Annotated in this window: 27 protein-coding genes; 4 read left to right on the plus strand and 23 right to left on the minus strand. The window is 66.9% G+C overall.

The annotated features are described in order from the left end of the window. Positions 1–33: 33 nt before the first annotated feature. Together A7X12_RS08010 and A7X12_RS08015 are read right to left on the minus strand one after the other, a co-directional pair. Positions 34–354, minus strand: a complete 321-nt coding sequence (locus A7X12_RS08010; protein ID WP_064311149.1) for a hypothetical protein — start codon at positions 352–354, stop codon at positions 34–36. Continuing rightward, complete coding sequence (locus A7X12_RS08015) at positions 351–548, minus strand: hypothetical protein (RefSeq protein WP_064311150.1); 198 nt, start codon at positions 546–548, stop codon at positions 351–353. Before A7X12_RS08015 ends, A7X12_RS08010 begins: the two co-directional genes overlap by 4 nt. A gap of 73 nt (positions 549–621) precedes the next feature. On the opposite strand from A7X12_RS08015, the gene A7X12_RS08020 reads away from it, so the two are divergent. Further along, positions 622–1,341 (plus strand): CPBP family intramembrane glutamic endopeptidase, encoded by a 720-nt coding sequence (locus tag A7X12_RS08020; RefSeq protein WP_147276296.1) that lies wholly within the window; start codon positions 622–624, stop codon positions 1,339–1,341. Between the two features lie 16 nt (positions 1,342–1,357). Here A7X12_RS08020 and A7X12_RS08025 read toward each other — a convergent pair whose 3' ends face one another. The 10 genes from A7X12_RS08025 to A7X12_RS08070 form a co-directional block, all read right to left on the minus strand. Beyond that, positions 1,358–1,717, minus strand: a complete 360-nt coding sequence (locus A7X12_RS08025; protein ID WP_064311152.1) for a DUF3768 domain-containing protein — start codon at positions 1,715–1,717, stop codon at positions 1,358–1,360. Next, positions 1,717–2,628 carry a hypothetical protein gene (locus tag A7X12_RS08030; protein ID WP_064311177.1) on the minus strand — a complete coding sequence of 304 codons (912 nt, stop codon included), beginning with the start codon at positions 2,626–2,628 and terminating at the stop codon, positions 1,717–1,719. Before A7X12_RS08030 ends, A7X12_RS08025 begins: the two co-directional genes overlap by 1 nt. Positions 2,629–2,641: 13 nt before the next feature. Next, positions 2,642–4,045, minus strand: a complete 1,404-nt coding sequence (locus A7X12_RS08035; RefSeq protein WP_064311153.1) for a hypothetical protein — start codon at positions 4,043–4,045, stop codon at positions 2,642–2,644. Position 4,046: 1 nt separating this feature from the next. Continuing rightward, positions 4,047–5,258 (minus strand): helicase HerA domain-containing protein, encoded by a 1,212-nt coding sequence (locus A7X12_RS08040; protein WP_064311154.1) that lies wholly within the window; start codon positions 5,256–5,258, stop codon positions 4,047–4,049. Between the two features lie 72 nt (positions 5,259–5,330). Further along, positions 5,331–5,528: a hypothetical protein gene (locus A7X12_RS08045; RefSeq protein ID WP_064311155.1), complete on the minus strand. Its 198-nt coding sequence runs from the start codon at positions 5,526–5,528 to the stop codon at positions 5,331–5,333. Continuing rightward, on the minus strand, positions 5,525–6,361 hold the full coding sequence (locus tag A7X12_RS08050) for a Mom family adenine methylcarbamoylation protein (protein ID WP_064311156.1): 837 nt from the start codon (positions 6,359–6,361) through the stop codon (positions 5,525–5,527). The genes A7X12_RS08045 and A7X12_RS08050 overlap by 4 nt, the downstream gene beginning before the upstream one ends. A gap of 10 nt (positions 6,362–6,371) precedes the next feature. Then, entirely contained in the window at positions 6,372–7,697 is a 1,326-nt protein-coding gene (locus A7X12_RS08055; RefSeq protein ID WP_064311157.1) for a hypothetical protein, read from the minus strand. Positions 7,698–7,699: 2 nt separating this feature from the next. Next, positions 7,700–8,167, minus strand: a complete 468-nt coding sequence (locus A7X12_RS08060; RefSeq protein ID WP_064311158.1) for a hypothetical protein — start codon at positions 8,165–8,167, stop codon at positions 7,700–7,702. Beyond that, positions 8,164–8,628, minus strand: coding sequence for a hypothetical protein (locus A7X12_RS08065; protein WP_064311159.1), 465 nt, complete (start codon positions 8,626–8,628; stop codon positions 8,164–8,166). Before A7X12_RS08065 ends, A7X12_RS08060 begins: the two co-directional genes overlap by 4 nt. Before the next feature lie 11 nt (positions 8,629–8,639). Further along, positions 8,640–9,284, minus strand: a complete 645-nt coding sequence (locus A7X12_RS08070) for a hypothetical protein (protein ID WP_064311160.1) — start codon at positions 9,282–9,284, stop codon at positions 8,640–8,642. 212 nt (positions 9,285–9,496) lie between these two features. On the opposite strand from A7X12_RS08070, the gene A7X12_RS08075 reads away from it, so the two are divergent. Beyond that, entirely contained in the window at positions 9,497–10,132 is a 636-nt protein-coding gene (locus A7X12_RS08075) for a hypothetical protein (protein ID WP_157105530.1), read from the plus strand. On the opposite strand, the gene A7X12_RS08080 is transcribed toward A7X12_RS08075, so the two are convergent. From A7X12_RS08080 to A7X12_RS08100, 5 genes are all read right to left on the minus strand, one after another. Beyond that, positions 10,129–10,623, minus strand: a complete 495-nt coding sequence (locus A7X12_RS08080) for a hypothetical protein (RefSeq protein ID WP_064311178.1) — start codon at positions 10,621–10,623, stop codon at positions 10,129–10,131. The two genes, A7X12_RS08075 and A7X12_RS08080, sit on opposite strands and share 4 nt — an antisense overlap. 23 nt (positions 10,624–10,646) lie before the next feature. Next, complete coding sequence (locus A7X12_RS08085) at positions 10,647–10,904, minus strand: hypothetical protein (RefSeq protein ID WP_064311162.1); 258 nt, start codon at positions 10,902–10,904, stop codon at positions 10,647–10,649. Then, positions 10,901–13,393 (minus strand): DNA cytosine methyltransferase, encoded by a 2,493-nt coding sequence (locus tag A7X12_RS08090; RefSeq protein ID WP_084445214.1) that lies wholly within the window; start codon positions 13,391–13,393, stop codon positions 10,901–10,903. Before A7X12_RS08090 ends, A7X12_RS08085 begins: the two co-directional genes overlap by 4 nt. Before the next feature lie 75 nt (positions 13,394–13,468). Next, a complete protein-coding gene (locus A7X12_RS08095) occupies positions 13,469–14,482 on the minus strand; it encodes a deazapurine DNA modification protein DpdA family protein (RefSeq protein ID WP_064311164.1) in 1,014 nt (337 codons plus the stop codon). Next, positions 14,479–15,081, minus strand: coding sequence for a DUF7007 domain-containing protein (locus tag A7X12_RS08100; protein WP_064311165.1), 603 nt, complete (start codon positions 15,079–15,081; stop codon positions 14,479–14,481). Before A7X12_RS08100 ends, A7X12_RS08095 begins: the two co-directional genes overlap by 4 nt. A 107-nt stretch (positions 15,082–15,188) precedes the next feature. Here A7X12_RS08100 and A7X12_RS08105 point away from each other — a divergent pair, with 107 nt between their 5' ends. Continuing rightward, positions 15,189–15,686 carry a hypothetical protein gene (locus A7X12_RS08105; protein WP_064311166.1) on the plus strand — a complete coding sequence of 166 codons (498 nt, stop codon included), beginning with the start codon at positions 15,189–15,191 and terminating at the stop codon, positions 15,684–15,686. Between the two features lie 161 nt (positions 15,687–15,847). Beyond that, complete coding sequence (locus A7X12_RS08110; protein ID WP_064311167.1) at positions 15,848–16,543, plus strand: hypothetical protein; 696 nt, start codon at positions 15,848–15,850, stop codon at positions 16,541–16,543. Positions 16,544–16,566: 23 nt separating this feature from the next. On the opposite strand, the gene A7X12_RS08115 is transcribed toward A7X12_RS08110, so the two are convergent. Genes A7X12_RS08115 through A7X12_RS08140 form a run of 6 tightly spaced genes read right to left on the minus strand, consistent with a single transcriptional unit; the run spans position 16,567 to position 21,416 of the window. Beyond that, entirely contained in the window at positions 16,567–17,232 is a 666-nt protein-coding gene (locus A7X12_RS08115) for a hypothetical protein (RefSeq protein WP_064311168.1), read from the minus strand. 6 nt (positions 17,233–17,238) lie between these two features. Further along, positions 17,239–18,366: a hypothetical protein gene (locus A7X12_RS08120; protein WP_157105531.1), complete on the minus strand. Its 1,128-nt coding sequence runs from the start codon at positions 18,364–18,366 to the stop codon at positions 17,239–17,241. Beyond that, on the minus strand, positions 18,363–18,896 hold the full coding sequence (locus A7X12_RS08125) for a thermonuclease family protein (RefSeq protein ID WP_232318410.1): 534 nt from the start codon (positions 18,894–18,896) through the stop codon (positions 18,363–18,365). Before A7X12_RS08125 ends, A7X12_RS08120 begins: the two co-directional genes overlap by 4 nt. Beyond that, a complete protein-coding gene (locus tag A7X12_RS08130) occupies positions 18,887–19,090 on the minus strand; it encodes a hypothetical protein (protein WP_064311170.1) in 204 nt (67 codons plus the stop codon). Before A7X12_RS08130 ends, A7X12_RS08125 begins: the two co-directional genes overlap by 10 nt. Before the next feature lie 40 nt (positions 19,091–19,130). Further along, positions 19,131–19,460: a DUF6927 domain-containing protein gene (locus A7X12_RS08135; RefSeq protein WP_064311171.1), complete on the minus strand. Its 330-nt coding sequence runs from the start codon at positions 19,458–19,460 to the stop codon at positions 19,131–19,133. Between the two features lie 33 nt (positions 19,461–19,493). Further along, on the minus strand, positions 19,494–21,416 hold the full coding sequence (locus tag A7X12_RS08140; protein ID WP_064311172.1) for a reverse transcriptase domain-containing protein: 1,923 nt from the start codon (positions 21,414–21,416) through the stop codon (positions 19,494–19,496). Positions 21,417–21,729 lie beyond the last annotated feature (313 nt).

The following is a 21,729-nucleotide window of genomic DNA, read 5'->3' on the forward strand; positions in this document are numbered from 1 at the left end:
CTTCGCGCGGCGATGGCCGTCGTCACGGAGGCGTCAGGGGCCGAAGAGCCGCTGTTTCAGGCGGGTCTGCCAAGGGCTGTCGACCTGGTCCGCGGTCGCGGCTCGATCGGCGTCGAGCGTCGCTGCCATGTGCTCGGGGATCTCGGCATAGCCCGCCGCAACCGCGATCGCGGCCTCGGGCGTGGGAAGCTCGCCGGGCGCGGTGCCGCGCCATTCGAGGACGCGGTCCTCGCCATCGCCGTCTGCGGTCGCGAACGCCTGAAAGAAGAAGGTTGCGAGCGGGCGGTCCCATCCGATCGCGGCTTCGGCGACGTCGGGGCGGTCGGCGCGCGGCTGCAGCGTGTGGCGGCTCATGCTGCCTGGGTCCGGCGGATGCGGTGGCGGACGTGGCGCTCGGCCCCTTCGGCACTCTTCATCGCGGTCGCGACCGCGCGCGCGGCCTTGGACGCGCCGGCCTGGCGGAGGAGGTTGCGAGCTTCGCGCAGGCAGTCGATCGAGGTCAGGATCGCGGTCGCGTCCTGCTCGGTGGCGGGTCGTATCGCGGACATGGCTGCTCCTTTCGTGATGGGACATTGCCGATGCGCGCGCCGGTGATAGGCTGCGCGTCTCAGGAGGGTGGTCATGGCGACCAATGCGATGAGCGTGCCGGGGACCGGCCGCGCGAAGCTGTTCTCGGGGTGGATCGTCGCAGGGCTTCTGGTGCTGCATCTCGCCACGTTGACGGTGGTCCATTATGTCGCCGGGCCGATGCTCGGCCTCTCGCCGGCATCGCCCGATCTGATCGCGGCGACGATCGTCATCGGCGCGGCTGTCGTCCTGGCGCTCGTCTCTCGCGACCTTGGCGCTGCCGATCGCCGGCGGCGGATCCTGGCCGTGCTGCCAAGTCCGGACGGTAGGACCGTCCTAACGACGGTCGGGGGACTGGCGATCAGTCAGATCCCGCTCGCGATCCTCGCGCTCCAGGGCAACACGATCTGGCAGATGGGCACGGCCGAGAAACTGGCGATCGGGAAGGCGCTCGCGGCCTCGGGGGGCGCGTCGTCGATCGCGCTGGTGGCTGCGACCGTGGTCGTCGCGCCGGTGGTCGAGGAGCTGCTCTACCGCGGCTACCTGCTCGGCGCGCTGCGCGAGCGGATGCCTGGGTTCGCCGCGGTGCTGTTGTCGGCGCTGCTGTTCGTCTTCGTGCTCCACTTCGAGCCGGCGAACCTCGTCGCAGCGCTCTGCCTGGGGCTCGCGACCGGATGGTGTGCGCTGCGGACCCAATCCCTGCTGCCCGGGATGATCGTCCATGTGGTGAGCAATGCGTTCGGGTTGTGGTATCTGTCGGTCGCGGCGGGCTGAGGTCCGTGGCCTGGAGTCAGTAATCCCGGGCGAGCATGATGGTGAGGACGCGCGTCGTGATCGAGGCGTCGGCCGGGTCCTCGGAGCCGAACTCCATCGCCGCGTCGTAATAGTCGATCTTGAAGAAGATCGTCTCGCCGTCGAGCTCGAGCGAGCCGAAGTCCCGTTCGGAGCGGTCGTCCGGCGCGAAGCGGTAGTCGCGGACCGCCTTCAGGACGCGGGCCTGGGCGATGATCATGTCCATGTTCCGGTCGCCCTTGGCGATGGTGGCGAGGCAGTCGCGCGTGGCGACGATGCGCGCCGTGCGGTCCAGCCCCATCCTGCAACGGTCGTTGAGGTCGGCGATGCGGGTGTTGGGCGGTGCGAGCGTTGCCATTATGCGGCCTCCTTCAGTCCGGCGTTGAAGCGGTCGAGCCAGTCCCGCATCGTCGGGCGCTCCTCGAGCGGGATCGAGGCGGCGACGTCCTGGAACCGGATCAGGTCGAGCGGCGCGTCGCGCTCGATCGCGTCGATCTCGGCGGCGGGGAGCAGCACCTCCCAGCGGATGAAGTCGCTCATGCGGCCGGGACGCGCCCGGGTCGTCTTGCGCCAGAGTCCCTCTACCGTGCGGAGCCGCGGGGCGGCGCGAGCCTCCACGAGGACGATCAGGCGCAGGCACCAGCTCGGGAGCGCGCGGACCTCGTCGGGCGTCATGCCGATGCAGAACCAGCAGCTCGATTTCGGCGGCACCGGGAGGCCCTCGGCCTCGATCCGGCGCTCGCACGCGACGCGGTCCCAGCCCCATTCGCGAAGGGGGTACTGGCAGTCGTAGAGCGGATCGTCGATCGTCGCGGCGTGGCTGTAGCGGATCGTATCGCGCTTTCCCGCGTCGAACCCGATCAGCCGGACGACGCGCTGGCCGCGCGCCCATGCGTCGATCGCCGGCTGCCAGGTGCGCAGGAAGGCGTCTTGCGGGGCCTTCTTGTATTTGAGGCTGCAGCTCGAACCGCCCAGAGACTTGCTCGGCAGCGTGGCGTTCGTGAGCGCCATTTCGAGCAGCGAATAGTACGGTGGCCAGTGCTTGAACCGCTTGGGAGTGTACGAAACGATCTCGTGCCGGATGCCATGCGAGCGGAGCCAGGGTCCGATCACATCGAGATAGGCGTAGGTCTCTGGCTTCTCGACGCCGGTATCTGCGGTCAGCACCAGGTCGGGAGCCTCGCCGCGGGCGACCTTCTCGACCAGCAGCGCGGTGCTGTCGACGCCGACCCCGTAGGCGAGCACGACGGGCGGCGGCGCGGCGACCATGATGATGTCGGGGTTACGGGCGGCGGTTGAGCCGTCGTTCCTGGCGTCGGGCCTCGTGCCGGAGCGGGCGTCGACGGCCAATGCGGCGGGTGCGTCGTTCGCGGCGCGCATCGCGGGCGTCGTGCTGATCGTCGGCATGGGGGCGCTCCGGGCTCTGTTCGATCACATGATCGATCAAGCACGCGCCCCCTCCCCTTTCCGTTGGCGCGTCGAGCGCCAGGATGTCTCCCAGCGTCGGTGTGGGCGTGCGAAGCGGACGTCGGCCGAAGCGGATGCCGTGGTTGGTCGCGTACTTGCTGACCGAGCACGCCTTGCGGTCGAGGGCGGCGGCAAGATCGGCGATCGCGATGCCGTGGCGGAACGCGAGATCGAGCGCCCGGGTCTCGTCGGCGCTGAACGGGCGGATATAGCCGTGGACGAGCCCGAGCAGGTTGGCTCGGCTGAACATGGCAGCCTTGGTGCGGCCGAGCTGCGCCGCAAGCGCGTCGTTCGGCATCTTGCCATAGCGCTCCCGCAGGAGCGCCTCCTGGGCCTCGGTCCAGTCCGGACCCATGCGCCAACCGTTCCGATTGGCGTGGGTGCCGCGCAGCCCGAGATATTCGGCGCGCCAGCGAAGCGAACAGGCGGTACGGCCGAGCCTCGCGCGCAGCGGCGTCAGGCTGGCGGCCGCCTCGTAGGCGTGGCGCAACAGCGCATCCTCGTCCGGCGTCCACGCGCGGCCCCAGCCACGACCGTAGCCGAGCTTGCGAATGATCTGCCCGAAGCCGGAGAGGGTTCGGGCGGGGAAGCCTTCCGCGGCCATCATCGCGATGATCTGGGAGTAGCGATAGCCCTCGGTCGCGAGGTCGAGCGCGCGCGCCATCTCGGCCTGCCCCCAGTCCGGTGGGTGGCTGGCGTGGGTGATGCCGAGCAGTCCGGCGCGTCCGGAGAGACCGCTCAGCGGTCTGCCGATCAGTGCGGCGAGCTGGAGAAGCGGGACGCTGCGGGCGTAGCCGGCGCGCAGTTGAGCGTCCTCCCACTCCGTCCATTCCGGGGGGTTGCCTTCGGTCAGCTCGAGACAACCAGCGCGCGCGTAGATCGCGCTGCACGATCGGCCGAAGTCGAGCGCGAGGGTGGCGGTCGCTTCGGCGCCGTAGCGGCGGCGCAGTTCGTCGTCCTCGAGGTCGGTCCACGGCCTTGTGGAGTTGCGGCGGAGGCCGAGCGTCGCGACCTTGTCGGCGACGCCGGCACGGCCGCGCCCGATGACTTCGGCGATTTCATCGAGCGAGACGTCCTGCCGAAACAGGGTGACAAGGCGCTCGATTTCGGACGGGGTCCAGGCGTTCGCCCGGAAGGCGATCTCGCGGAGCGGCGCTGATGCGGTCCTGGGCCTCGGGCAGGGCTCCAGCTCGACGATGGTGGCGTCAAGGTCGAGCATGTCACGCCAGTCCCACGACGGCGACGTCGCTGATCTTCGCGCGAAGGCGGGCATGGAGGCGAGCGATACGGTCGTCGCCGCGGGGCATGGTATCGACCGCGGATACGGCGGCGAGGATGTCCAGGCCGGCGTCAACCGCGTCGCGCTCGGCGCCGAGGTGCGAGGCGAGATCCGCGGCGGTGGTGGCGTTCGGCGCGATGCGACGGAGGACGCCGACGATGGCGGTTGCGGTCGGTGCTGCAGGTTCGAGCAGGAAGGCATCGAGCGCACGCAGGCCCTTCATGGTGAGACTGGAATCGCGGGCTCCCGATTGCACCTCCTTCAGGGCAGCCAGGTCGAGGAGGCGCGCGGCCTCGTCGCCGTCCACGTCGGCCGCGCCCTTCAGCTCCGGCGTCGCCCCGAGGTGCTCGGTGATTGTCGGGTCTATCTTGGCGAGGAGCGGCAGCGGGGCGAGCGCCGGGCCCATGGCGAAGAACTCGCCCGGCGCGAGCTTGCGCAGCTGGTCGGCGTCCTTGGCCGAGAAGCCAAGCAGGTCGGCCGCGCGCGCGATGTCGCGGTCGAACACGTTGAGGCCGACAAGGAAGTTCTGCAGTTCGGACACCACCGACGACGACAGCTTGGCGAGGCGCTGGGTGGCGATGATCGGCGCGATGCCGCGCTTGCGGCCTCGGGCCGCGAGATCGGTCAGGGTGGCGACGCCCAGACGGCGGGTCTCGGCGTCGCGGGCCGATCCCGCGTGATGCGGTGCAAGGAGATGACCTTCGTCGATGCAGACGAGGACGGTGTGCGCCCAGTCCTCGCGCGGCGCGCCGATCAGGCCGGCGAAGAAGGCGGCAGCCTTGATGATCCGCTGATCCGGATCAAGGTCGGTCAGGTCGAGGTGGAGGGGGAGCCGGTGGCGGCGGCCGCGCGTGGCGGCGGCGGTCAGCCCGTCGGCGGTCAGCTCGGCAGCGCGGAGCGTGGTGGCGCCGATATGTTCGGCGAGGTTGCCGAACTCGCCCTCGGGATCGACGATCATCGTCGTCACGAAGTCGAAGGCCTCCTCGATGATGCGGCGCAGGGTCCGGCTCTTGCCCGCGCCCGAGCTGCCCTGGATGAGCAGACGGCCCGCGAGGAGGCGATCGAGATCCAGGCTGAGAGTGCCAGTGGAATGGCTTCCGATCGGCACGCGATTGTCGGGTTCCTGGGGATGAAGGGTGTGGACGGTGGCCATGGCGAGGCTCCTTGGCATTCTCGGACTCCAGGCGAGTCCGAACCTCCGATCCCCCTCCTCTTTCGTCGGGTCTCAGAGCATGTAGAGGTCGGGCCGCTCCGATCGTGCGGCGGCGTCATAGCCACGCTGCCAAGCCGCCCGGAGGCGAGAGCCGCGGCGGTAGCTCGGGTTCGCGTTGCCGAACACGAAGCAGCGCCATCCGAGCTTCTCGGCCTCCCACTCGGGGTTACGCGGCGCGGGTGCGAGCAGCGCCATGAGGTCGAGTCTCATGCGGCGATTCCTTTGTCGATCTCGGCTGGCGCGCCCGAGAAGATCGGGAGCATCGGATGCGGCCGTGGCAGGACCTTGGGATAGGGTAGCCGGGGAAGGTCGCGGCCCTCGCGGCGCGCGTTCCGCGTCAGCTCGAAGCAATAGGCGTAGAGCCCGTCCTGCCGATGGCGGAGCAGCACCCGTTCGCGCTGAAGGCGGGCGAGCCATGCGGCGGGCGTCTCGTGGGGGCGCGGTCTGGGCGCCCCGAGACGGACGAGTTGATCGACTCCTCCGGCAGCGCCGCGTTCGCCGGTGCGGATCTTCGACAGCGTGCGGCCCGAGACCGTCGTGCCGTTCAGTCGGAGGACGATCCGGGGCTTCGTGACGCCGCGGTGCGCACCGCTGAGGGCGGCATAGACACGGCCGATGTGACCCGCCTGGGGGTCGCTATAAGAGACGACCGCCTCGACGGCCGGGCGTTCCCGGCGCAGCACGTCGAAGGCGCGGGCGACGAAGAAGCTCTCGCCGTTCTGCGGAACGCCGTCGAGGAGCAGGAGGCGCGCAAGGACGGTGCCCTTGGCCGGGTCGGTGAAGCCGGTATGCGCCGTGATAACGGCGTCGACGGCGGGGCGCGCGAACACGGCGACGCCGGCGAGCGTCCCGCGTGGGCCGAACAGTCCCACGGCGACCTGCGCCGCGGGATAGTTCGGCAGGTAATGGTGCGCGCTGATGAAGGTGCTGGCGACGTCGTGCGCGATCAGGTCCACGCTGTAGGCGCGTGGATCGATGACGGTCTCGTCATCGGTCCAGAGCGCCCGGCGCTCGCGCCAGCGCTGGCTACGGCTGGTCTCCATGGGGATGTCCTCAGGCGGCGGTCGCGAAGAGCGTCGGCGCGAGTCTCGTCGCACCACCGAAGGCGCGCAGCGCCGTCGCCATTTCCTGTCGCATCCGCGACTTGTTGCCGAAGGTGATGTGCGGATCGAGCGGGCGGCCATCCGCTGTGACGAAGCCGCTCGCCGGCGTTCCCGATGTTTCGACAACGATGATGTGGCCGGGGCTGTCCTGGGCCTTGCCGGCGTAGCGGACGGTGAACTCGCCGAGCTTGCCGCTCAGGCCCTTGGCGAGCTTGCTCCAGCGGATGTGGCCCGCGCCGACATTGCCATCGCCTGTCGCGGCGCGATCGAGCCACGTTCGCAGGTGGGCGCGCTGCTGCAGGATCGTGTTCCGGGTCCGCTCCATCGTCCGGCACAGCGGCAGCGCGGCGGCGTGGGCGTCGAAGGCCGCCATCGTATTGTCGGGGGCGGCGATCAGGATGTCGTCGATCGTCAAGTCGGCGACGAGCGTCCGGAGCCGTGCCGTCTGTTGCGGGTCGCGCGCGAGGGCCTCACACTGGCCGGTGGTCAGTGGTGGCGCGTCCGGCGTGATCGTCGCGCTGAAGCCGTCGGCGGCGCTCAGCACGATGATGTTCAATCCCTCGGCCTCGGGCGGTGCGCGGATCTGGTCGACTAGCGCCGCGGTCGGCCCGTTCCCGAGCGCGGGATGGTCAGCGAGGATCAGGAGGCGGCGGGTCCAGCGGACCGGGCGCGGTTCGTCGGATGGCTTGGGCCAGCTGCTCGGAAGTGGCCGTGCGGCGAGTGCGGGCGCGAGCTGGCGCGGCTGGCGCGGCTGGCGCGGCTGGTTGCCGATCCGTTCGGCGGCTATATTGCTCCGGCGCGCGGCGTCGAACAGGTCGTCCGTATCCCCTCCGCCATCGGAGAAGCCGCGGTCGTAGGCGGCGCGGTGCGCGGGCAGCCGGTTGCTGATGTCCGGTCCGCCATAGGTCCATCCGGCGTGGGCCGCGTACCATCCGCGGCTGTAGCAGACGGCCGTATCCCAGTCGTAGCCATAGGCGTCGCGGCCGCGCAGGATCGCGAGATCGCTGTCATCGATCGAGCCGGTGGCGGACTTGCCTTCGACGTGGAGGAAGTTCCGCCGCTGGCGTTCGGCTTCGGATGCCAGCTGGATGGCGTCGTTGACCGGGCGCATCGCGACCACGCGCGCGCGGGTCTGGGCCATGCGGTCCTCGAGGGCGGCAGTCGGCGGCAGGTCGGGGAAGTCGCGCCATGCCTGCGCCAGGGCCTCGGCGTGCTCGGGCGAGCGGCCGCGCGCGATCCAGATCGCGGCGTCGCTCGGGTCGAAGTGGTCGTCCATGGTCAATCTCGGCTGAACCGACGCGCCTCGAAGGCGCGGTAGCGCGCTAGGGCACGATCGAGGTGAGGCGCGGCGCGCGCGTAAAGCATGGCGGGAGCGTCGCCGGCGAGCTGCAGCTGCGAGGCGTCGAGTAGCGACGTGGCCTGGTGGCCGATCTGCCGCCCATGCTCCGCGCGAAGGACGGCGCGCAGTGGTGCGCCCTCGGTCTCGGCCTCGGGGCCGGATGCGATGCGCCAGAACAGGCGGAGTTCGACGCGCAGCTGCGCGGGGCTGTCGTCGCTGCGGGGGTGCAGCCGCAGCTTGATTGGGGCGCCGTGAGCGACCGACGCGATCGCGTCGCCTCGATTCCAATGGAGGGCGAGCGGATCGACCTCCCAGCGGTGCCGCTCGGGCGGGTCGATTTGGCGGAGCAGGCGGACCATCTCGCAGAAGTCGGCCGTGATCTGCGCCTTGGCGTCGGGCGGAGTCATGCCGCGACCTTTCGCAGCCGGTCCAGGCCAAGGTCGGCTGCGGTGAGGGTGTCGAGGCGCGTGGCGAGTTCGGCGAAGCGGCCCGTCAGGTCGTCGGTGCGCGTGAAGATCTGCCCGTCGTCGAGTTCGTCCAGCGCGCGGAACAGCGGCGGCACGACGGGGTAGATCATTTCGGGATAGAGGCCCGTCACCAGCAGGGCCTCGATGCGGCGCCCCACGCGGTAGATCTCGCCGCCCAGGCGGTGCTTCTCTAGGCCCGGCGGCAGGCGGAGATAGTCGATCGGCGCAATGACTTCGGGCAGACGGGCATGCGGACCGCCGTGGCGCTTGCCCCCGAAGTCTGTCCGGTAGTGGACGCGATCCTGCCGCTCGTAGGAGAGCTGGTCGAAGGGAACGAGGAGCAGGTACTGGTACAGGGGTTCGGCACCCGCGGAGCGGGTGCGCGTGCAGACGATCTGCATGGGGACCTCCGTCAGGCGAAGAGGCGTGCCGGCTCGGCGACCGGCGGGGTGAGGGCGAGCTCGGTGCGGATGCGAGCCGCGAAACTGTCGGGGGCGAGCAGGTCCCGGACAGAGGCCCGTCGGTTCCGATCCCCCAGATGGTCGCTGCGCCCGCGCACGCGCCGGTAGATGATCTCGTTGTCCGGCCCGAGCGCGCTGAGCGACAGCTGCACCCAGACTTCCTCGCCGTGGAGCGTGATCTCGCCCGAAACGGCGGGACCGGCCTTGTTCGAGCGGATGTCGTAGCCGCCCTCGTCGAGGCAGAGCGCCTCCGCGAGGCGTCGCATCGCGGTACGCCCCTCGGCATGGAAGGCGCGCTTTGCCGCTTCGTCGTAGGCGACCCCGCGATAGGCGAGCGTCCGGAGCGCCGGGAAGCGGCGCAACTCGGCGATCTCGGTCATGCAGTGTTGGCGCAGCATGGCGTCATCGGCGCGATCGGCGGAGATGGCGGCCAGATGACGGGTCAGCAGGATGACGGCGCTATCCGTCTCGACATCCTTGCCGGCGTTCCGGCAGTCGGTGATCGCTGCCTGGATGGCGTGCAGCGCTGTCGTGATCGTGGTCAGGGCGCTGGGATCGAGCGCCTGCTGGTGGCGGAACGCAACGTCGTAGGTCATACCGAAGCTCCTCGAGCTCCTCACGAGCTCGATCGGCCTGGCCCTCCTCCCCTTTTCGGCACGGTCCGTCCGGGACCGTGAAGGTGGAGAGAAGATGAAGCTATTGTCAGTGGATTGACGCGCGTTAGAAAGTTACATCCAGATCGGATGCTATTCTTAGGGGGAAAGGATTGGCCGCGCTGAGCCTGATGTCGTGCTGGCACGGAGGCGTCATGGACGTCCGCCTGCCTGGGATCACCGCAGAAGGCGAGACGGCGCGAAGTCTTGGACCTGCCGCCACGGGAATCCTGACGGTCGTGGGACCGTTCCACGTCGAGGTGGTGGCCGACGCGCTGCAGGCGCTGGTCGTGGAAAGGATCGTGCCGTTGCGCACCGACGCGGTGTCGATCGAGGCGAAGTTCGTCCTCGCGCAGCCCTGGAACCACGACAGGATGATCCGGGCCGTCCAGCTTCGCCAGCGGGAGATCGCGGCGGGGCCGATCAGGGTAAGCCGGGTGGTGATCCCCAACCTGCCCGACCACTACATCGTCGGTGAGGGCGTGCATCGGAGTTTTGCAGCCCGTCAGCGTGGCGACCTGGTCATCGACGCGATGGTCACGGCGACGCTCCACGTCGCTCCCGAGCAGTTCTGCGTCGTGGGTGATACGCTGATGCGCTGTACGTGCGACGGCACGTTTCCGGTATCACCCTCGGGGTCCGCGGCGCGGCCGGTTAGCCGCGAAGCGGCACGTTTGTCGCGCGACGTGATCCACGTTCTCGCGGCGCTGGGCTGCGCTGTCTATCCGGAGAGCCAGTACGGGGTTGTAAGCCAGGGGTTCTGCCCTTGCTTCAAGGTGGTCGGGCTCTAGTTCGCGTCCGCGGCGTCGTCCTGGGCTAGGAGCAGCTCGACGGCGCGCGTGATGACAGCGTCTGCCCCGTCGTTGAGGATTTCGGCGCCCGGTTTGCCCTTACGAATCGCTGCGATCACGGCGGCGGCGGGCCTGCCTTTCAGGGGATAGGTGTAGACAGCGTCGCTCTCGATGGTGATGACGCTGGTCCGCAGCCGTCGCTTCATGGACTTGGTTTGCTCGGCGACGTCCATCAGGTGCGCGACCTCGTGCTCGAGGTTCGGCTCGAGCGTCACGCCGCGGTAGAAGCGGGCGGTCTTGTTCCCCCGCAGCCATTCATTGACCTCGGCCTCGGTGACGGACCCGAGCTGATGATAGTCGTCGGCGCCGCCATGGCCGCGGTTGCTGGCGGCAAAGCTCCGGACGCCGTCGATCCAGATTTCGGCGGTATAGCAGGCGGTCTCTTCGGATAGGGCGGCGACGACGCGCAGCTTGCGCAGTTCGATGTGCATGGTGGACTCCTCGGGGTGGCGGATCACCGGCGGCGTGGGGCCGGACCGATGCTTCGGGCGATGTGGCCGGCGTAGACCGCGCACGCGGCCCAGTAGGCGGCGACGGGGGGCTTGCGCGTGCGCCAGCTCTTGCCCGCCTTCAGGCGCGCTTCGTCGCGGATCTCCAGGAGAAGCCGCTGCAGGGCGACCCTGGCCTCGGGATCGAGGCGACGGAGTGCCTGGACCGCAGGCAGCAGGAGAACCGGGTTGCGGACCTCGGCGCGGTTGCTGCGGGCGTTCATTGAAGCGTTCCCGCGAGCGCGCTGGTGTCGAACCCATCCATCTCGAAAGCGGGTTGGCGGCTGTCGATGGTCAGGGCGAGCGCCCCCGGCTTCACCCAGATGTCGCGCGCCGACAGCGTGAAGGTCTTGCCGGTCCCGGCGAGGAGCAGCGTCTCGCCGATCGTCTCCGCCATGCCGCGCGCGGAATCCGCAGGAATGGCGTTGCCTATCCACTCGCGCCGCTGAGCATCCGACCCGCCGAGCAGGTCGAAGAAGTCGCGCGCGCTGACGATCGCCTGCAGGGCCGCGAGCTCGAGCGTGGTGAACGGACGATGCCAGGTCTGATCCATCGCGACGATGCGGGCGACCAGTCGATCGTCCGGCTGTGGAAGCGCGACGGGCGCCTCCTCGAGGATCGGTTCGCGCGGGTCCGCGATCGACCATGGGCCGGAGTTGTCCTTCGCGGACGCGGGCACCGCGCCGGTCGACCCGCTCCAGTCGACCACGCCGTAGTGGCCCTGTGTCAGGTACTTGTCGCGGTCGGCGCGCATCAGGCACGTTGGCCTCGGGTCCGCGACGGAGAGCGCGCCGGAGCCGACCCGGTCCGATCCCGTAACGGTCGGGCAAGCGGCGGCGGCAGATACGACGCGCATCTTGTTGGCGTGTGCGCCGAGCGAGACGCCGGGGTACTTGGGATCGGCGACGACGAAGGCACCCATGCCGGTGGTGCTCGCGCCGATGACGGCGTTCGCGGCGGAGCAATAGCCCGTGACCCGGTACTTGCCGTTGACGTGGCGACCCTCCGGCGCGCGCGGGTCGGCGACGGCAAGGCCTCCACCGGGTCCGCCGGGTCCGGCGACGGCCGCGGAAGCGCCGTCGAAGGGAACAATGCGAAAGGTGTTGTTGAAGCGCGGCTTGCCTTCAATGCGCGGGTCCGCGATCGCGTTCGGGCCTGAGCCGACCCACATATTACCGGTGACGACGCCGGCAGGCTTCGACCACTCGCGAATCCCGCATTGGACGCTCGACGGATGTCCGTCGATCCGGGGGTCGGCGACGCAGTGCGCGCCGCTCGTCGGCTTGGGATTGCCCGTAAGGACGCCGCTCGCGGCCGACCAGGCATGAACCCCGAGAACATGGCGGTGGGTGTCCGGCCCGTAAGCCGGGCGAGGGTCCGCGATCGAGAAGGTGCCGTTGGTCGGCCCGCTCTTGCCCTGAACGACGCCGGTCGGCATCGACCAGGAGAGGACGCCGAGGGTACAGTCCAGCTTCTCGCCATAGCGCGGATCGGCGACACTGAGCGCGCCACCCGCGACGTGGACCGCGCCGCTGACGACGCGGGTCGACTGATCGAACGACGTCACCGACAGGAGGTTGGTGTGCGTGGCGGGGCCGTAGCCCGGACGCGGGTCGGCGATGGAATAGCTGCCGTTGGTCGGTCCCCCTCGGCTGCTGATCGTTCCGACGTGGCCGATCCAGCTGTTCACGCCGAGGAAGCCCGAACCTTCGCGCGTCGTGAACGGCCGGGGGTCCGCGACCGAGAAGCGGCCCTGCCCTGGAGCGCGCGCGCTGGTCACAAGCGGGCCGCGGTCCTCCCAGCGACAGACGCCATAGGCGTTCTCGCGCATGTCGGGCTCGGGGACGATGCCGTAATCGGCGAGCACGCCGTTCTCGACGCGAAGCCGGTTGAGCGACCGCCAGTCGGAGCCGGCCTCGACGAAGGCGAGGCGCACCCAGGTCTTCCACTGCAGCGCGGGAACGCGGTGCATCGAGCCTGCGCGGGGGTCGCCCGGGAGGGGCAGCTCGCCGATCACCTCGCCGACGCCGCGCAGCGGGTATAGCCGGGGTTGGTAGATGAAGGGTGGCACCTTGTCGGGATGCCGCGCGATGAGGAGGAAGCGTTTGCGGCTCTGCGCAAGGTTGCCGATCAGGCCGCAGTCGTGAACATCCTCGTTCACGCTGTAGCCGTAGGCGTGGAGCAGGGCGACGATCTGGTCAAGGAGCCAGCGCCCGCGTGTGGCGATCCGGGGCACGTTCTCGAACAGCAGGATCGGGATCGGGTCGTCCTTGTACGCCTCGAGCGTGAGCCACATGCCCCGCAGGGTCAGTGCGTTCAGCGCCTGGTACTTGGCGGTGAGGCTGGCCGCTTGGGACAGGAGGGAGCTGAACCCCTTGCAGGGGTAGGATGCGAGACAGACGTCGACGTGGCCGAACACGCCGCGGACGTCGGCGGGGATCGCCTCCCGCCAGTCTGCGCCGGGTCCGCGGCCGTGAAAGGCGCGGTACTGCTCCCGGTTGAACAGGTCCATGACCGTGCCCTTGACCCCGGTCAGGCGCTCGAAGTTGCGGATCGCCCCGGGATCGACGTCGATGCCGCCGGCGCACTCGAAGCGCGCGCGAAGATGGCCGACGCGCGGCTGCGCGCCGTTGAAGCCGCGGGCGCCGGAGCCGATGCCGCAAGCCATGTGCGCGTGCCGGAATACGCGCTCGGTGACGGGAGAGAAGTGCATGGGGGTCTCCTTGGGGTCCGGCGCGGGCTCTTCGCCGCTTGCTCGGCCGCCCTCCCCCCCTCCCCCTCGCCTCGCTCAGGCCGCCAACCGGCGGTCCCGATAGAGATCGGCCGCCCATTGCTCGACCCAGGCTTCCGTGACCTCGTCGTGCTCGAGGTCCCCGCTCTCGATCAGCGCGCGGATCTCCGCCCGAGCCGCAACGATGGCGGCCTCCCAAGGATCGCTTGTCGCTTGCACGTCGAGCGACGGTGCGACGAGGGGGAGCCGTTTCGCAGGCTCGCGGAGGCGCGCGAGCTGGGTGCGGGTCCAGCGCTCCAGATGGGTCGCGACGAGCGCATCGCTCTTGGAGACCCGCCGACGCCGCGCGTCGTGACGGGCGGCGATGCCGTAGGCCTGGGAGTCGATCGAGGCGAGCCGGTGCGCAAAGGGTGTCAGATACGGAAGCGCGGAGCCCTTCACGCCGAAGGCGTGCAGCCGGATCGTTGCCGGTAGATGCCGGTCGAGATGCTCGATCACGGCAACGAGGCCCTCCGGTCCGCTGATCTCACGCCGGCACATGCTCCCGACCCCGATCACCGTGTTGGGGACGAGCGACCAGCTCAGCGCGTCCGCGCAGCGGATGTAATCCTCGGGGCGACGGCCCTGGATCACCGGCATGAAGCGGTCGATGATGCCGAGGTCGAGCGCGCGATCGCGGCAGTCGCGGTTCGCCCGGATGGTGCGCGACATGCGGTCGAGGACGGCCTCGCGGTCGCCGGCGAGCTCGGGTTCGACGCACCAATCGATGCTGGCGAAACGGCGGAATGGATAGGAAGCCGCGAGCGCCATGTATTGATCGACGGTCCACGGCATCCCGCCATACCGGACGGCGCAGACATAGCCCCCACTGTCGAGGTCTAGGCTCGGCAGTCCGTGCGCGTTGCGGAGCATCTTCGTCTGGAAGCCCTGCCAATCGGGCCAGCCCCGCGCGCGGGACCAGCGGGACAGGCAGTTCGCGGAGATGAGCACCGGCTGCTGAAGCAGGCGCGCATGCTGCAGGATTGGCCCCTCGTTGAGATGCGGGAGCCCGACGACGATCTCGATCGTCATGGGAGCGGTTCGACGTCGAGCGCGGCGAATGCGTTGGGGCTCTTGCCGCTGTCGTAGCGATCGGCTGCTACGAGACCGCGATGCTCCGGACCTTCGTAGGTCGGCCATCCGAGATAATCGACGGAGGCGACCTTGCGGCCGACCACGCCGACTTTACCCTCCGGCACCCATTCCGCCCATGAGCCGGATGCCGAAGTAACGACGACGCTACCGATCAAGGCCTCGTAGGCGGCGCGCCTGCGCATGACGTGGCTGTCCCGCGGTTCGATGGCCGTGCCGGTGAAGGCAGCATAGGCATCCGGCCGCCAGTTGCGGGCGATGTCATGGGCAAGCTGGAGCATGGTGCTCGTGCCGACCGCGGCGGCGTTGGCAAACTCCGCCTCGAACGCGAGAACCGGGAGCGACCAGAGCACGTCTTCCTCATACTGCGGGGCGTCGTGCCGGAGTGCGTCGGGCATCGCGGCTTGCCGATCGTCGGAGAGGACCAGCTCCCCATGCGTTGAGGTCTCGACGCGCCAGATACCGGGCAGGACCTGCTCGGCGGTCTCGATGACGCCCCAGAGGCTCTCGCGTGGCTGTGGTGACGTGGCGAACGGCATCTCTGCTCTCCCTTCCAGGTTCACAGCCGCCCTCCCCCCTCTCCTCTGTCGGATCGCTTGACGGTCGGAGGTGTTCACGTTATGTTCTGCGCGCCAGGAGATCCGCCATGGGTAAGTTGAAGGCTACGCGTTTCCACGACCGCTTCGATCTCGACGTGACGCTGCGCGATGCGTCGTGCGACGAGCATCTGACGCCGACGCAGCGGATGATCGCGGGTGCGTCGATCGGTAAGCCGGTGGAGGACGCCTATTATTCGGTGCGCGAGCTGCGGGAGGCGGCCGTCTGGGTGCATGAGGGCGATCCCGACGGCAAGCCGCGCCTGGCGAGCATCCTCAGCAACGACGGGACCGACGATTACCAGCGGTGCATCTACTACTGCCTCGCGGGCCGCGGGGTGGTCGCGATGCTGGACGATCTCATGTGGCTCGAGGACCTGCTGGAGGCGCGAGGCATTGTCGCCGGCAAGCTGATGCGCGCCAAGGTGCGGCAGATGCCAACCACGGATCCTTACGTGTCGGCCGAGCCGGACGGCCCGGTCGGGGTCGTGTCGGACGATTTCAGGCAGGGTCCGTCGTGGTGGATGGATCCGACGCTGGCGGAGTGACCTGCGCCTCGAGCGCCGGCAGGTCTTCGGTTCTGTTCGGTGATGTGGGGCGGTGAAGACGTGTTGCCGGCTACTGCGCAGCGGGCATTCTGTCCAAGCCCTTTCCGCCTGACGAGCCAACTTCATGCTGCTATGCCGAGGGTCAGAGAATTGGGGGTAGCATGAAACACAGTCTTGTCGTCGTCCTGGCGACCATCAGCTTTTCGACGCCAGCGATCGCTGGAACGAAGCTCTGGGGCGACTTCGAGTCCGGGATGACGCCGCAGCAGGTGGTTGAGGTGGCCGCCAAAATCCCAGGTGTCAGCGGCGCCAAGATCAAGCAGAAGAAGGACCGCGTTGAGGTCGATGTTAGCCACGGGATGTATTCCAAGTTTGAGGTGGCCGGTAAAAAGAGCAGGCTTAGCTTCACCTTCCGCAACGAGAAGCTGTTTGCGGTAGATATTTCGCCTGAACCCTATGAATTCGGAACGCCGGGCTGTATTCAGGGCGGGGTGCAAGCGTTCCGCTATTATGACCAGCTCTTGCAGACGAAGTATCAGCGGAATTATGATCCGACACCGAATATCGATGACTCTCAGATCGATGTGATGATTGCACGTGCGAACCTCGCGTCATTGAGCAAGGAGCGGTATAATGTGCCGGTGGACAGCATGGCGGCTGGCTACACCGATGGTAAGGTGCAGATCATCAATCGAGTACGCTTCGCCTTCCTCACGGTCGGCTTGTGTGGTCGCCAAGGAAATCTACGCGGGTCCACTACGCTCAGTTATATGGACAAAAGTGATTTCGAGGCGGCGGCCAAGCAGAACCAAAGCAACCGTGACCAGGCGGTGACTAACTTAGGCAAGGACTTGTAGGCAGCCGCAGAACGACGTGACGCCTAGGGCTCTTCCTTGCGCCCATCCATGTCATAGAGCATCGCATCGTCACGGCCCGTCATCATGCCATATGCGAGGGAGGTCGTGTTGATCGTCGCCAGGCTGTTCTCGACGACCATCGTCGTAACGTGGAGACAGTCGACGTAGCGAAGGGTGGGCTCGATTTTGTTCTCCCTCATATAACGGACCACGAAGTCAGGCGACCAGACCGCCCCGCCGCTCTGCTGTCCGACTAAAACGTCATTGGTCTGAAGGGAGTGAGATGCGCCGCCCTCGCCATTCTGGAAAATGCTTTCCCGGATCATTTTCCCATTAATGAATTGACACGAGTAGCCGCCTCGAACGGCATCATCACCGATCCCGATCGCCGGATCGGTATAGCGGGCTTTGATGTACCGACTGGCAAAGACCGTAGGGGGCTCGATGTCGCCGACCTGGACCAGGGTCGACGCGCTTAGGCAATCCCACCGGCCTTTGCTGGGCCAGCATCGCTCAGCCTGTTCATTGGCAAACTTCTCGCTCGGCGACGCCTCCAGCCATCCCCAGCTCCCATCAGGGAGCTTCCTCCAAGGACGTTTGGGTGCCTGTTCAACGGCGTTCTTTTGGGAATCGTCGGAGGCCGCCTGACAACCGGCAACTGCCAGCGCCGCAATGACGAGAAGTCTCATTCGAACCTACTGCTTATTGGGGAGACGGAAGGTCACTTCCTGCGACGATCCCGACAAATCCTGCCCGGTGTCGGTAATCGTCCGCCCGGTAGAACTGAAGGAGGAAACCTTCAGACCGCACAGGTTTCCGTAGGCCGAGCTGGAATATGACTTGCTCACTCCGTTGTCAGTGAAGCGCCACTTTCCGCTGTTCGCGGCAAACTCCCTCGGTTTGACAAGAGCTACCCAAAAGGCACGGTAGAACTCGCCTTCATCGGCCGATCGGCATGATGGCAGCACCGTCGCCATAAAGTTTGCAAAGCCGGAGCCTTGGTAATCGGCAGGGTTGTCGGACAGGATCGGAAAACGACCCGAAAACGAGATTGACTCGACCTTGTCTTCGACGACCGACGCGCTGATCCCCACAACATCCAGAGGTGGTGACGTGTCTCTAAACCCGAAATCCTTCACGTATGATCGAGAATCCGTATGCGGAAGAACGATCTGAAGAGTGAGGTTCCGGCGCCGGGTTTTCTCCGGATCGAAGCTCGCTTGGCTGCTCCAATCGTAAAACGGAATGTCGGCCGCGGTCGTCACGAAAAGGTTTGCAGCTAGATAGGAGATACAGGCAGCTGGGCTTTGTCCTAGACACCCTTCGCCGTTGGTCGCCTTACTCTCATCGATCAGTGCCTTTTCGACGGACGTTGCCTTGGCGGAGATCGAGCGGTCTCCCTCTTGGCGCATCTCGACAAGAACGCTCTTCTGCGCCTGAACGCCAGCGTTGAGCGTGAACGAGTGTTGGGTTTGTGGATAGGTGATAGGCGAGCAATAGGGATAGAACCCGTTGGGCCGGAACGTCATAGCGGCCTCGCAGTAAGCCGCTGGCGACTTGCTTTCTAAGGAGATTCGAAGCTGCTCTACACGTCGCTCTTCTTTGCTCGGCTTCCGGTCCCGCGCCGCAGCGGTCCCAACTGAAACCGCGCAAATCATCAACCCCGTTACAAATGCCCGCATCGCTTCCCCCTTTGATGCAGGTCTTACCAGCCTTCCTCCGGATCGGAAGAGCGGCGGTTCGAACAATGCGCCGCTAAGCCAAGCGCGACGGCGCGCCCGGGCGCCGTGCCTGATCTGGCTGAGGATGTCGGCGAGAGTCATCGCTCGCACTCCAGTCGTTCGCCGCGCCGCCACTTCGCGGGATCGAGCCAGGTTCCGGCATGGACACCGACATGGCCGCGCTCGGCCGCATCGTAGGCGGCCGCATAGGATGAGGCCCGCTCGGGGTCGTGGCGGAGGTACTTCAACGCGGGGATTGCCAGACCGGCGCGGATCATGGACTCGCCAAGATCTTTGCCGTCGACCGTGACGGTGGCGACGGGGCGCCCGTAGGTCTCGTTGGGGGTCAGTGTGAACGCGGCCGAGGCGTTGCGGACCTGCCGGGCGGCAAGGTCCTGCGCGGCTTTCCCGCACGCCCAGCACGCGCCGTCGCGCTGGCAGAGCTGCTTGCGCTCGAAAGCATCGACCCCGAGCAGGCGGAAGTCGACGCTCACCGTGTCGCCATCCAGCGCCCGCGCTTCGGCCTCGAACCGGGGCGCCCGCTGGTCGGCATCGCCACGGGCCGCACCGCGGCTGTCCGCTGCGCCGCACGACGCCAGCATCCCAAGCAGGAGAAGCGGGGTCAGGCGCACAGGACCATCTCCACCTCGTCGCTCCGGGTCGGCACCTCGACGGCGCGATAGGGCTGGAGCGGATGGCCGGTCCGCACGACGCAGGCACGGCGGTTCTGATCGAAGATCTGCGCGGCGACGCGAGCGGCGTTCTCGCGGCTGCAGAGCAGCAGGCGCTTGGTCGAGAAGATCGGTAGCGAAGCGAGCTGGGTCATGGCGGGTCTCATAGCCGGGGGTTGTCGCAGATGGTGAGCGTCAGGCGAAGATCGTCTTGTGGACCTTGGTCTGGGGCACGACGGTCCACGCGCGTTCCATGAAGCCGCTGATGCGATAGCCAAGACGGCTCGTCGGATCGCGGAGCACGACCCGGCGGCCGCGCTTCTCGACGATGAACTCGTCGCCCTCATGGCCGTCGGTGAACTTCATCGGCGAGGCCAGCTTGATCCGGTCCCCATCCTGGAGCTTGCGCGACCGGCGCTGCAGGTTGGCGAGGCAGCGTTTGCGCCAGTCGAGAGCATGTTCGTTCTGGGTCGGTGTGAGCAGCTTGAGGATCGCCTCGGGGCACGATGCCTCGTTCGGACCCATCGTCTCGTCCAGGTCGGGTAGGATTGGTGCTGCTCATGGAGTCAGCCCTGATCCCCCCGCCGAACCGCACGTGCAGCTTTCACCGCATGCGGCTCTCCACTGTGACGAACCATCACTTTGCCGTAGATCGGGCAGGCGGCCTCTGTGAGTATCCCAGTGGCATTGCTCGCACAGGACCACCGTCCTGCGGGCGCGTGCCACCTTCATTCTCACGACAAAACCGCGGTGCGAAACATCGGCCATCCCCCGGATATGGTGCACCTGACACGGAACATCGGATCGACCGCAAGCCTCGCATTGCTTGGCATTCTGACGATCAACCCAGTCCGTACGTGAGTGGGTGAACACCTGCGTCCAAGGCTGGATATCAATCCTGGACGAGGTGGCCGGATCACGTTTCAGATGAGCCAGTTTCCAGACTTTGACCGATCGGGGCTGGCCATCGACGTCGTAGCCGATGGTGAATTCCTGCCCCGTCCTCATGCGGGCCACGACCGCTCGCACATTGGTTTTGTGCTTGCTGGCCAAGGTCTTGAACAAGCTCCACCGCTGGAGAAACTCAAGCCTGTTCAGCTTGAAGCTCACATCCTTGGCGAGAGCATAGTAGTTCGCAAAACCCCGCAATTCGGCGTTGTAAGCTAGGACGATCTCAACGTCGCTGCAGCTGAGCAGCAGGCTACGATGACGCGGCTTCAACACCGACAGATCACCATAACCTTTTGCAGAAGCGAACGCGTGGACCTTCTCCCAAGGGACATGCAGCTGCATCACTTCCGACGGCGGCCTACGAAGGAAGCTGACGGAACCTTGTCGGCTCCGGACAACCCGTTGGCGTGTCGTATATGTGCGGACCTCATATCCAAGGAAGGCGGCTCCATCGCTCGCCTTGCGGATACCGCTTTTCTCCTCGGACACCGTGAGCGCCAGCGCCTCGGTCAGGAATGCCCTGACTTCGGCGAACACGCTTCGTGCATCCTCCTTGCTACCGATAACCCCAATCATGAAGTCGTCCGCGTAGCGACAGTAACGAAGTCGGCGATAACCGGGGTCCATCGCGTCTCTCGACGGGATGGACCGCTTTTGCGGCAGTAAGGTTTGGATTTTGGCCAAGGAGGCCGCAACCTTCACCTCGTCGACATTGTCTTTGGCCCGCAGCATGGTGACGCGCTTCCGTTGTTTCTGGATGCGCCCAGCCAGTCGCCCATATTCCGGGTTCGTGGCACGGACCTTCCCCCTCTCGAAAGCCGCGATCCGTTCCGCCATGAACATATCGAGTTCATGGAGGTAGATGTTGGCCAAGATTGGAGAGACGATACCGCCCTGCGGAGTGCCGCTGTAGGTCCGGGTGTGAACCCGGTCTTCCATAACACCCGCCTTAAGCATGCCGCCGATCAAGCCGATGAATTTCTCGTCATCGATCCTTTTCCGCAACAGCCGCAGGAGGATGTCGTGGTCGATGTTCTCGAAGAACCCCGCGACATCCACATCTACGAGCCATTTCACCCCCGTCCATACGGCTTTGACGTGTTCAAGCGCCGTATGACACGACCGGCCCGGCCGGAATCCATGGGAGGCGTTCGAGAACACCGGTTCATAGATCCGTTCGAGCAGTTGCCGCGCCACTTCCTGAACGAGGCGGTCGTCGCGCGTGGGAATGCCCAGCGGACGCCGTTTGCCCTTGCCTTTCGGGATAAACACCCGACGCACTGGTTTGGGATCATAGGTCCCTGCCGTCACGCTGGCGATAATCGGGTCGAGGTCTTCCGGTCCGAAGTCCGCGAAGGTCTCGCCGTCAATACCCGGCGTCATCGCACCCTTGTTGGATCCGATCTTCTGGAGCCCCTCCTCCCAAAGGAGGCGAGACCCCATCAGACGATAGAGTCCATTCACCCTTTTGCCCGACGCAACGAGCGCCGGAATGGCCTCCAACCGGCCTTTCACAGTTTCTGGCAGCATCAGCACACCCCATGATCGGTGGTTGAAGAATCACAGCTGCCGCCCTTCCCCCGGTCTTCCCCGCTTTCGGCCCGATCGCTCGAGACCTTATACAGTTGCACCGCCGCCTCCGAAGAGGTCGATGTCCCGGGCATTACCCCGGGCATTTGAGTAATATGGCGGCTCCGTACCCATGCAGGCCGGCAGAAGCCGCCTGTTTAGGGCATCCCGTAGTTACGCTGAATGGAGATGCGGCGCGGTTAGGTGTCCCGTTCGTCCACTAAACCCCTCGACGAGAGGCGCACCGGATGGGCTGAGAAACAGGCGGCCAAGA

It is taken from the genome of Sphingomonas sp. TDK1 (genome assembly GCF_001650735.1).
Lineage (GTDB): Bacteria > Pseudomonadota > Alphaproteobacteria > Sphingomonadales > Sphingomonadaceae > Sphingomonas.

What these genes read in the sequence shown, in the direction of transcription:
- A7X12_RS08115 (WP_064311168.1), bottom strand. Translation starts at nt 17,232, where the DNA reads ATGAGACTTCTCGTCATTGCGGCGCTGGCAGTTGCCGGTTGTCAGGCG.
- A7X12_RS08120 (WP_157105531.1), bottom strand. Translation starts at nt 18,366, where the DNA reads ATGACTCTCGCCGACATCCTCAGCCAGATCAGGCACGGCGCCCGGGCG.
- A7X12_RS08070 (WP_064311160.1), bottom strand. Translation starts at nt 9,284, where the DNA reads ATGACCTACGACGTTGCGTTCCGCCACCAGCAGGCGCTCGATCCCAGC.
- A7X12_RS08130 (WP_064311170.1), bottom strand. Translation starts at nt 19,090, where the DNA reads ATGACCCAGCTCGCTTCGCTACCGATCTTCTCGACCAAGCGCCTGCTG.
- A7X12_RS08100 (WP_064311165.1), bottom strand. Translation starts at nt 15,081, where the DNA reads ATGCCGTTCGCCACGTCACCACAGCCACGCGAGAGCCTCTGGGGCGTC.
- A7X12_RS08080 (WP_064311178.1), bottom strand. Translation starts at nt 10,623, where the DNA reads ATGCACATCGAACTGCGCAAGCTGCGCGTCGTCGCCGCCCTATCCGAA.
- A7X12_RS08015 (WP_064311150.1), bottom strand. Translation starts at nt 548, where the DNA reads ATGTCCGCGATACGACCCGCCACCGAGCAGGACGCGACCGCGATCCTG.
- A7X12_RS08135 (WP_064311171.1), bottom strand. Translation starts at nt 19,460, where the DNA reads ATGGGTCCGAACGAGGCATCGTGCCCCGAGGCGATCCTCAAGCTGCTC.
- A7X12_RS08045 (WP_064311155.1), bottom strand. Translation starts at nt 5,528, where the DNA reads ATGAGACTCGACCTCATGGCGCTGCTCGCACCCGCGCCGCGTAACCCC.
- A7X12_RS08060 (WP_064311158.1), bottom strand. Translation starts at nt 8,167, where the DNA reads ATGACTCCGCCCGACGCCAAGGCGCAGATCACGGCCGACTTCTGCGAG.
- A7X12_RS08065 (WP_064311159.1), bottom strand. Translation starts at nt 8,628, where the DNA reads ATGCAGATCGTCTGCACGCGCACCCGCTCCGCGGGTGCCGAACCCCTG.
- A7X12_RS08050 (WP_064311156.1), bottom strand. Translation starts at nt 6,361, where the DNA reads ATGGAGACCAGCCGTAGCCAGCGCTGGCGCGAGCGCCGGGCGCTCTGG.
- A7X12_RS08030 (WP_064311177.1), bottom strand. Translation starts at nt 2,628, where the DNA reads ATGGTCGCCGCGCCGCCGCCCGTCGTGCTCGCCTACGGGGTCGGCGTC.
- A7X12_RS08105 (WP_064311166.1), top strand. Translation starts at nt 15,189, where the DNA reads ATGGGTAAGTTGAAGGCTACGCGTTTCCACGACCGCTTCGATCTCGAC.
- A7X12_RS08035 (WP_064311153.1), bottom strand. Translation starts at nt 4,045, where the DNA reads ATGCTCGACCTTGACGCCACCATCGTCGAGCTGGAGCCCTGCCCGAGG.
- A7X12_RS08090 (WP_084445214.1), bottom strand. Translation starts at nt 13,393, where the DNA reads ATGCACTTCTCTCCCGTCACCGAGCGCGTATTCCGGCACGCGCACATG.
- A7X12_RS08010 (WP_064311149.1), bottom strand. Translation starts at nt 354, where the DNA reads ATGAGCCGCCACACGCTGCAGCCGCGCGCCGACCGCCCCGACGTCGCC.
- A7X12_RS08040 (WP_064311154.1), bottom strand. Translation starts at nt 5,258, where the DNA reads ATGGCCACCGTCCACACCCTTCATCCCCAGGAACCCGACAATCGCGTG.
- A7X12_RS08025 (WP_064311152.1), bottom strand. Translation starts at nt 1,717, where the DNA reads ATGGCAACGCTCGCACCGCCCAACACCCGCATCGCCGACCTCAACGAC.
- A7X12_RS08020 (WP_147276296.1), top strand. Translation starts at nt 622, where the DNA reads ATGGCGACCAATGCGATGAGCGTGCCGGGGACCGGCCGCGCGAAGCTG.
- A7X12_RS08085 (WP_064311162.1), bottom strand. Translation starts at nt 10,904, where the DNA reads ATGAACGCCCGCAGCAACCGCGCCGAGGTCCGCAACCCGGTTCTCCTG.
- A7X12_RS08055 (WP_064311157.1), bottom strand. Translation starts at nt 7,697, where the DNA reads ATGGACGACCACTTCGACCCGAGCGACGCCGCGATCTGGATCGCGCGC.
- A7X12_RS08075 (WP_157105530.1), top strand. Translation starts at nt 9,497, where the DNA reads ATGGACGTCCGCCTGCCTGGGATCACCGCAGAAGGCGAGACGGCGCGA.
- A7X12_RS08140 (WP_064311172.1), bottom strand. Translation starts at nt 21,416, where the DNA reads ATGCTGCCAGAAACTGTGAAAGGCCGGTTGGAGGCCATTCCGGCGCTC.
- A7X12_RS08110 (WP_064311167.1), top strand. Translation starts at nt 15,848, where the DNA reads ATGAAACACAGTCTTGTCGTCGTCCTGGCGACCATCAGCTTTTCGACG.
- A7X12_RS08095 (WP_064311164.1), bottom strand. Translation starts at nt 14,482, where the DNA reads ATGACGATCGAGATCGTCGTCGGGCTCCCGCATCTCAACGAGGGGCCA.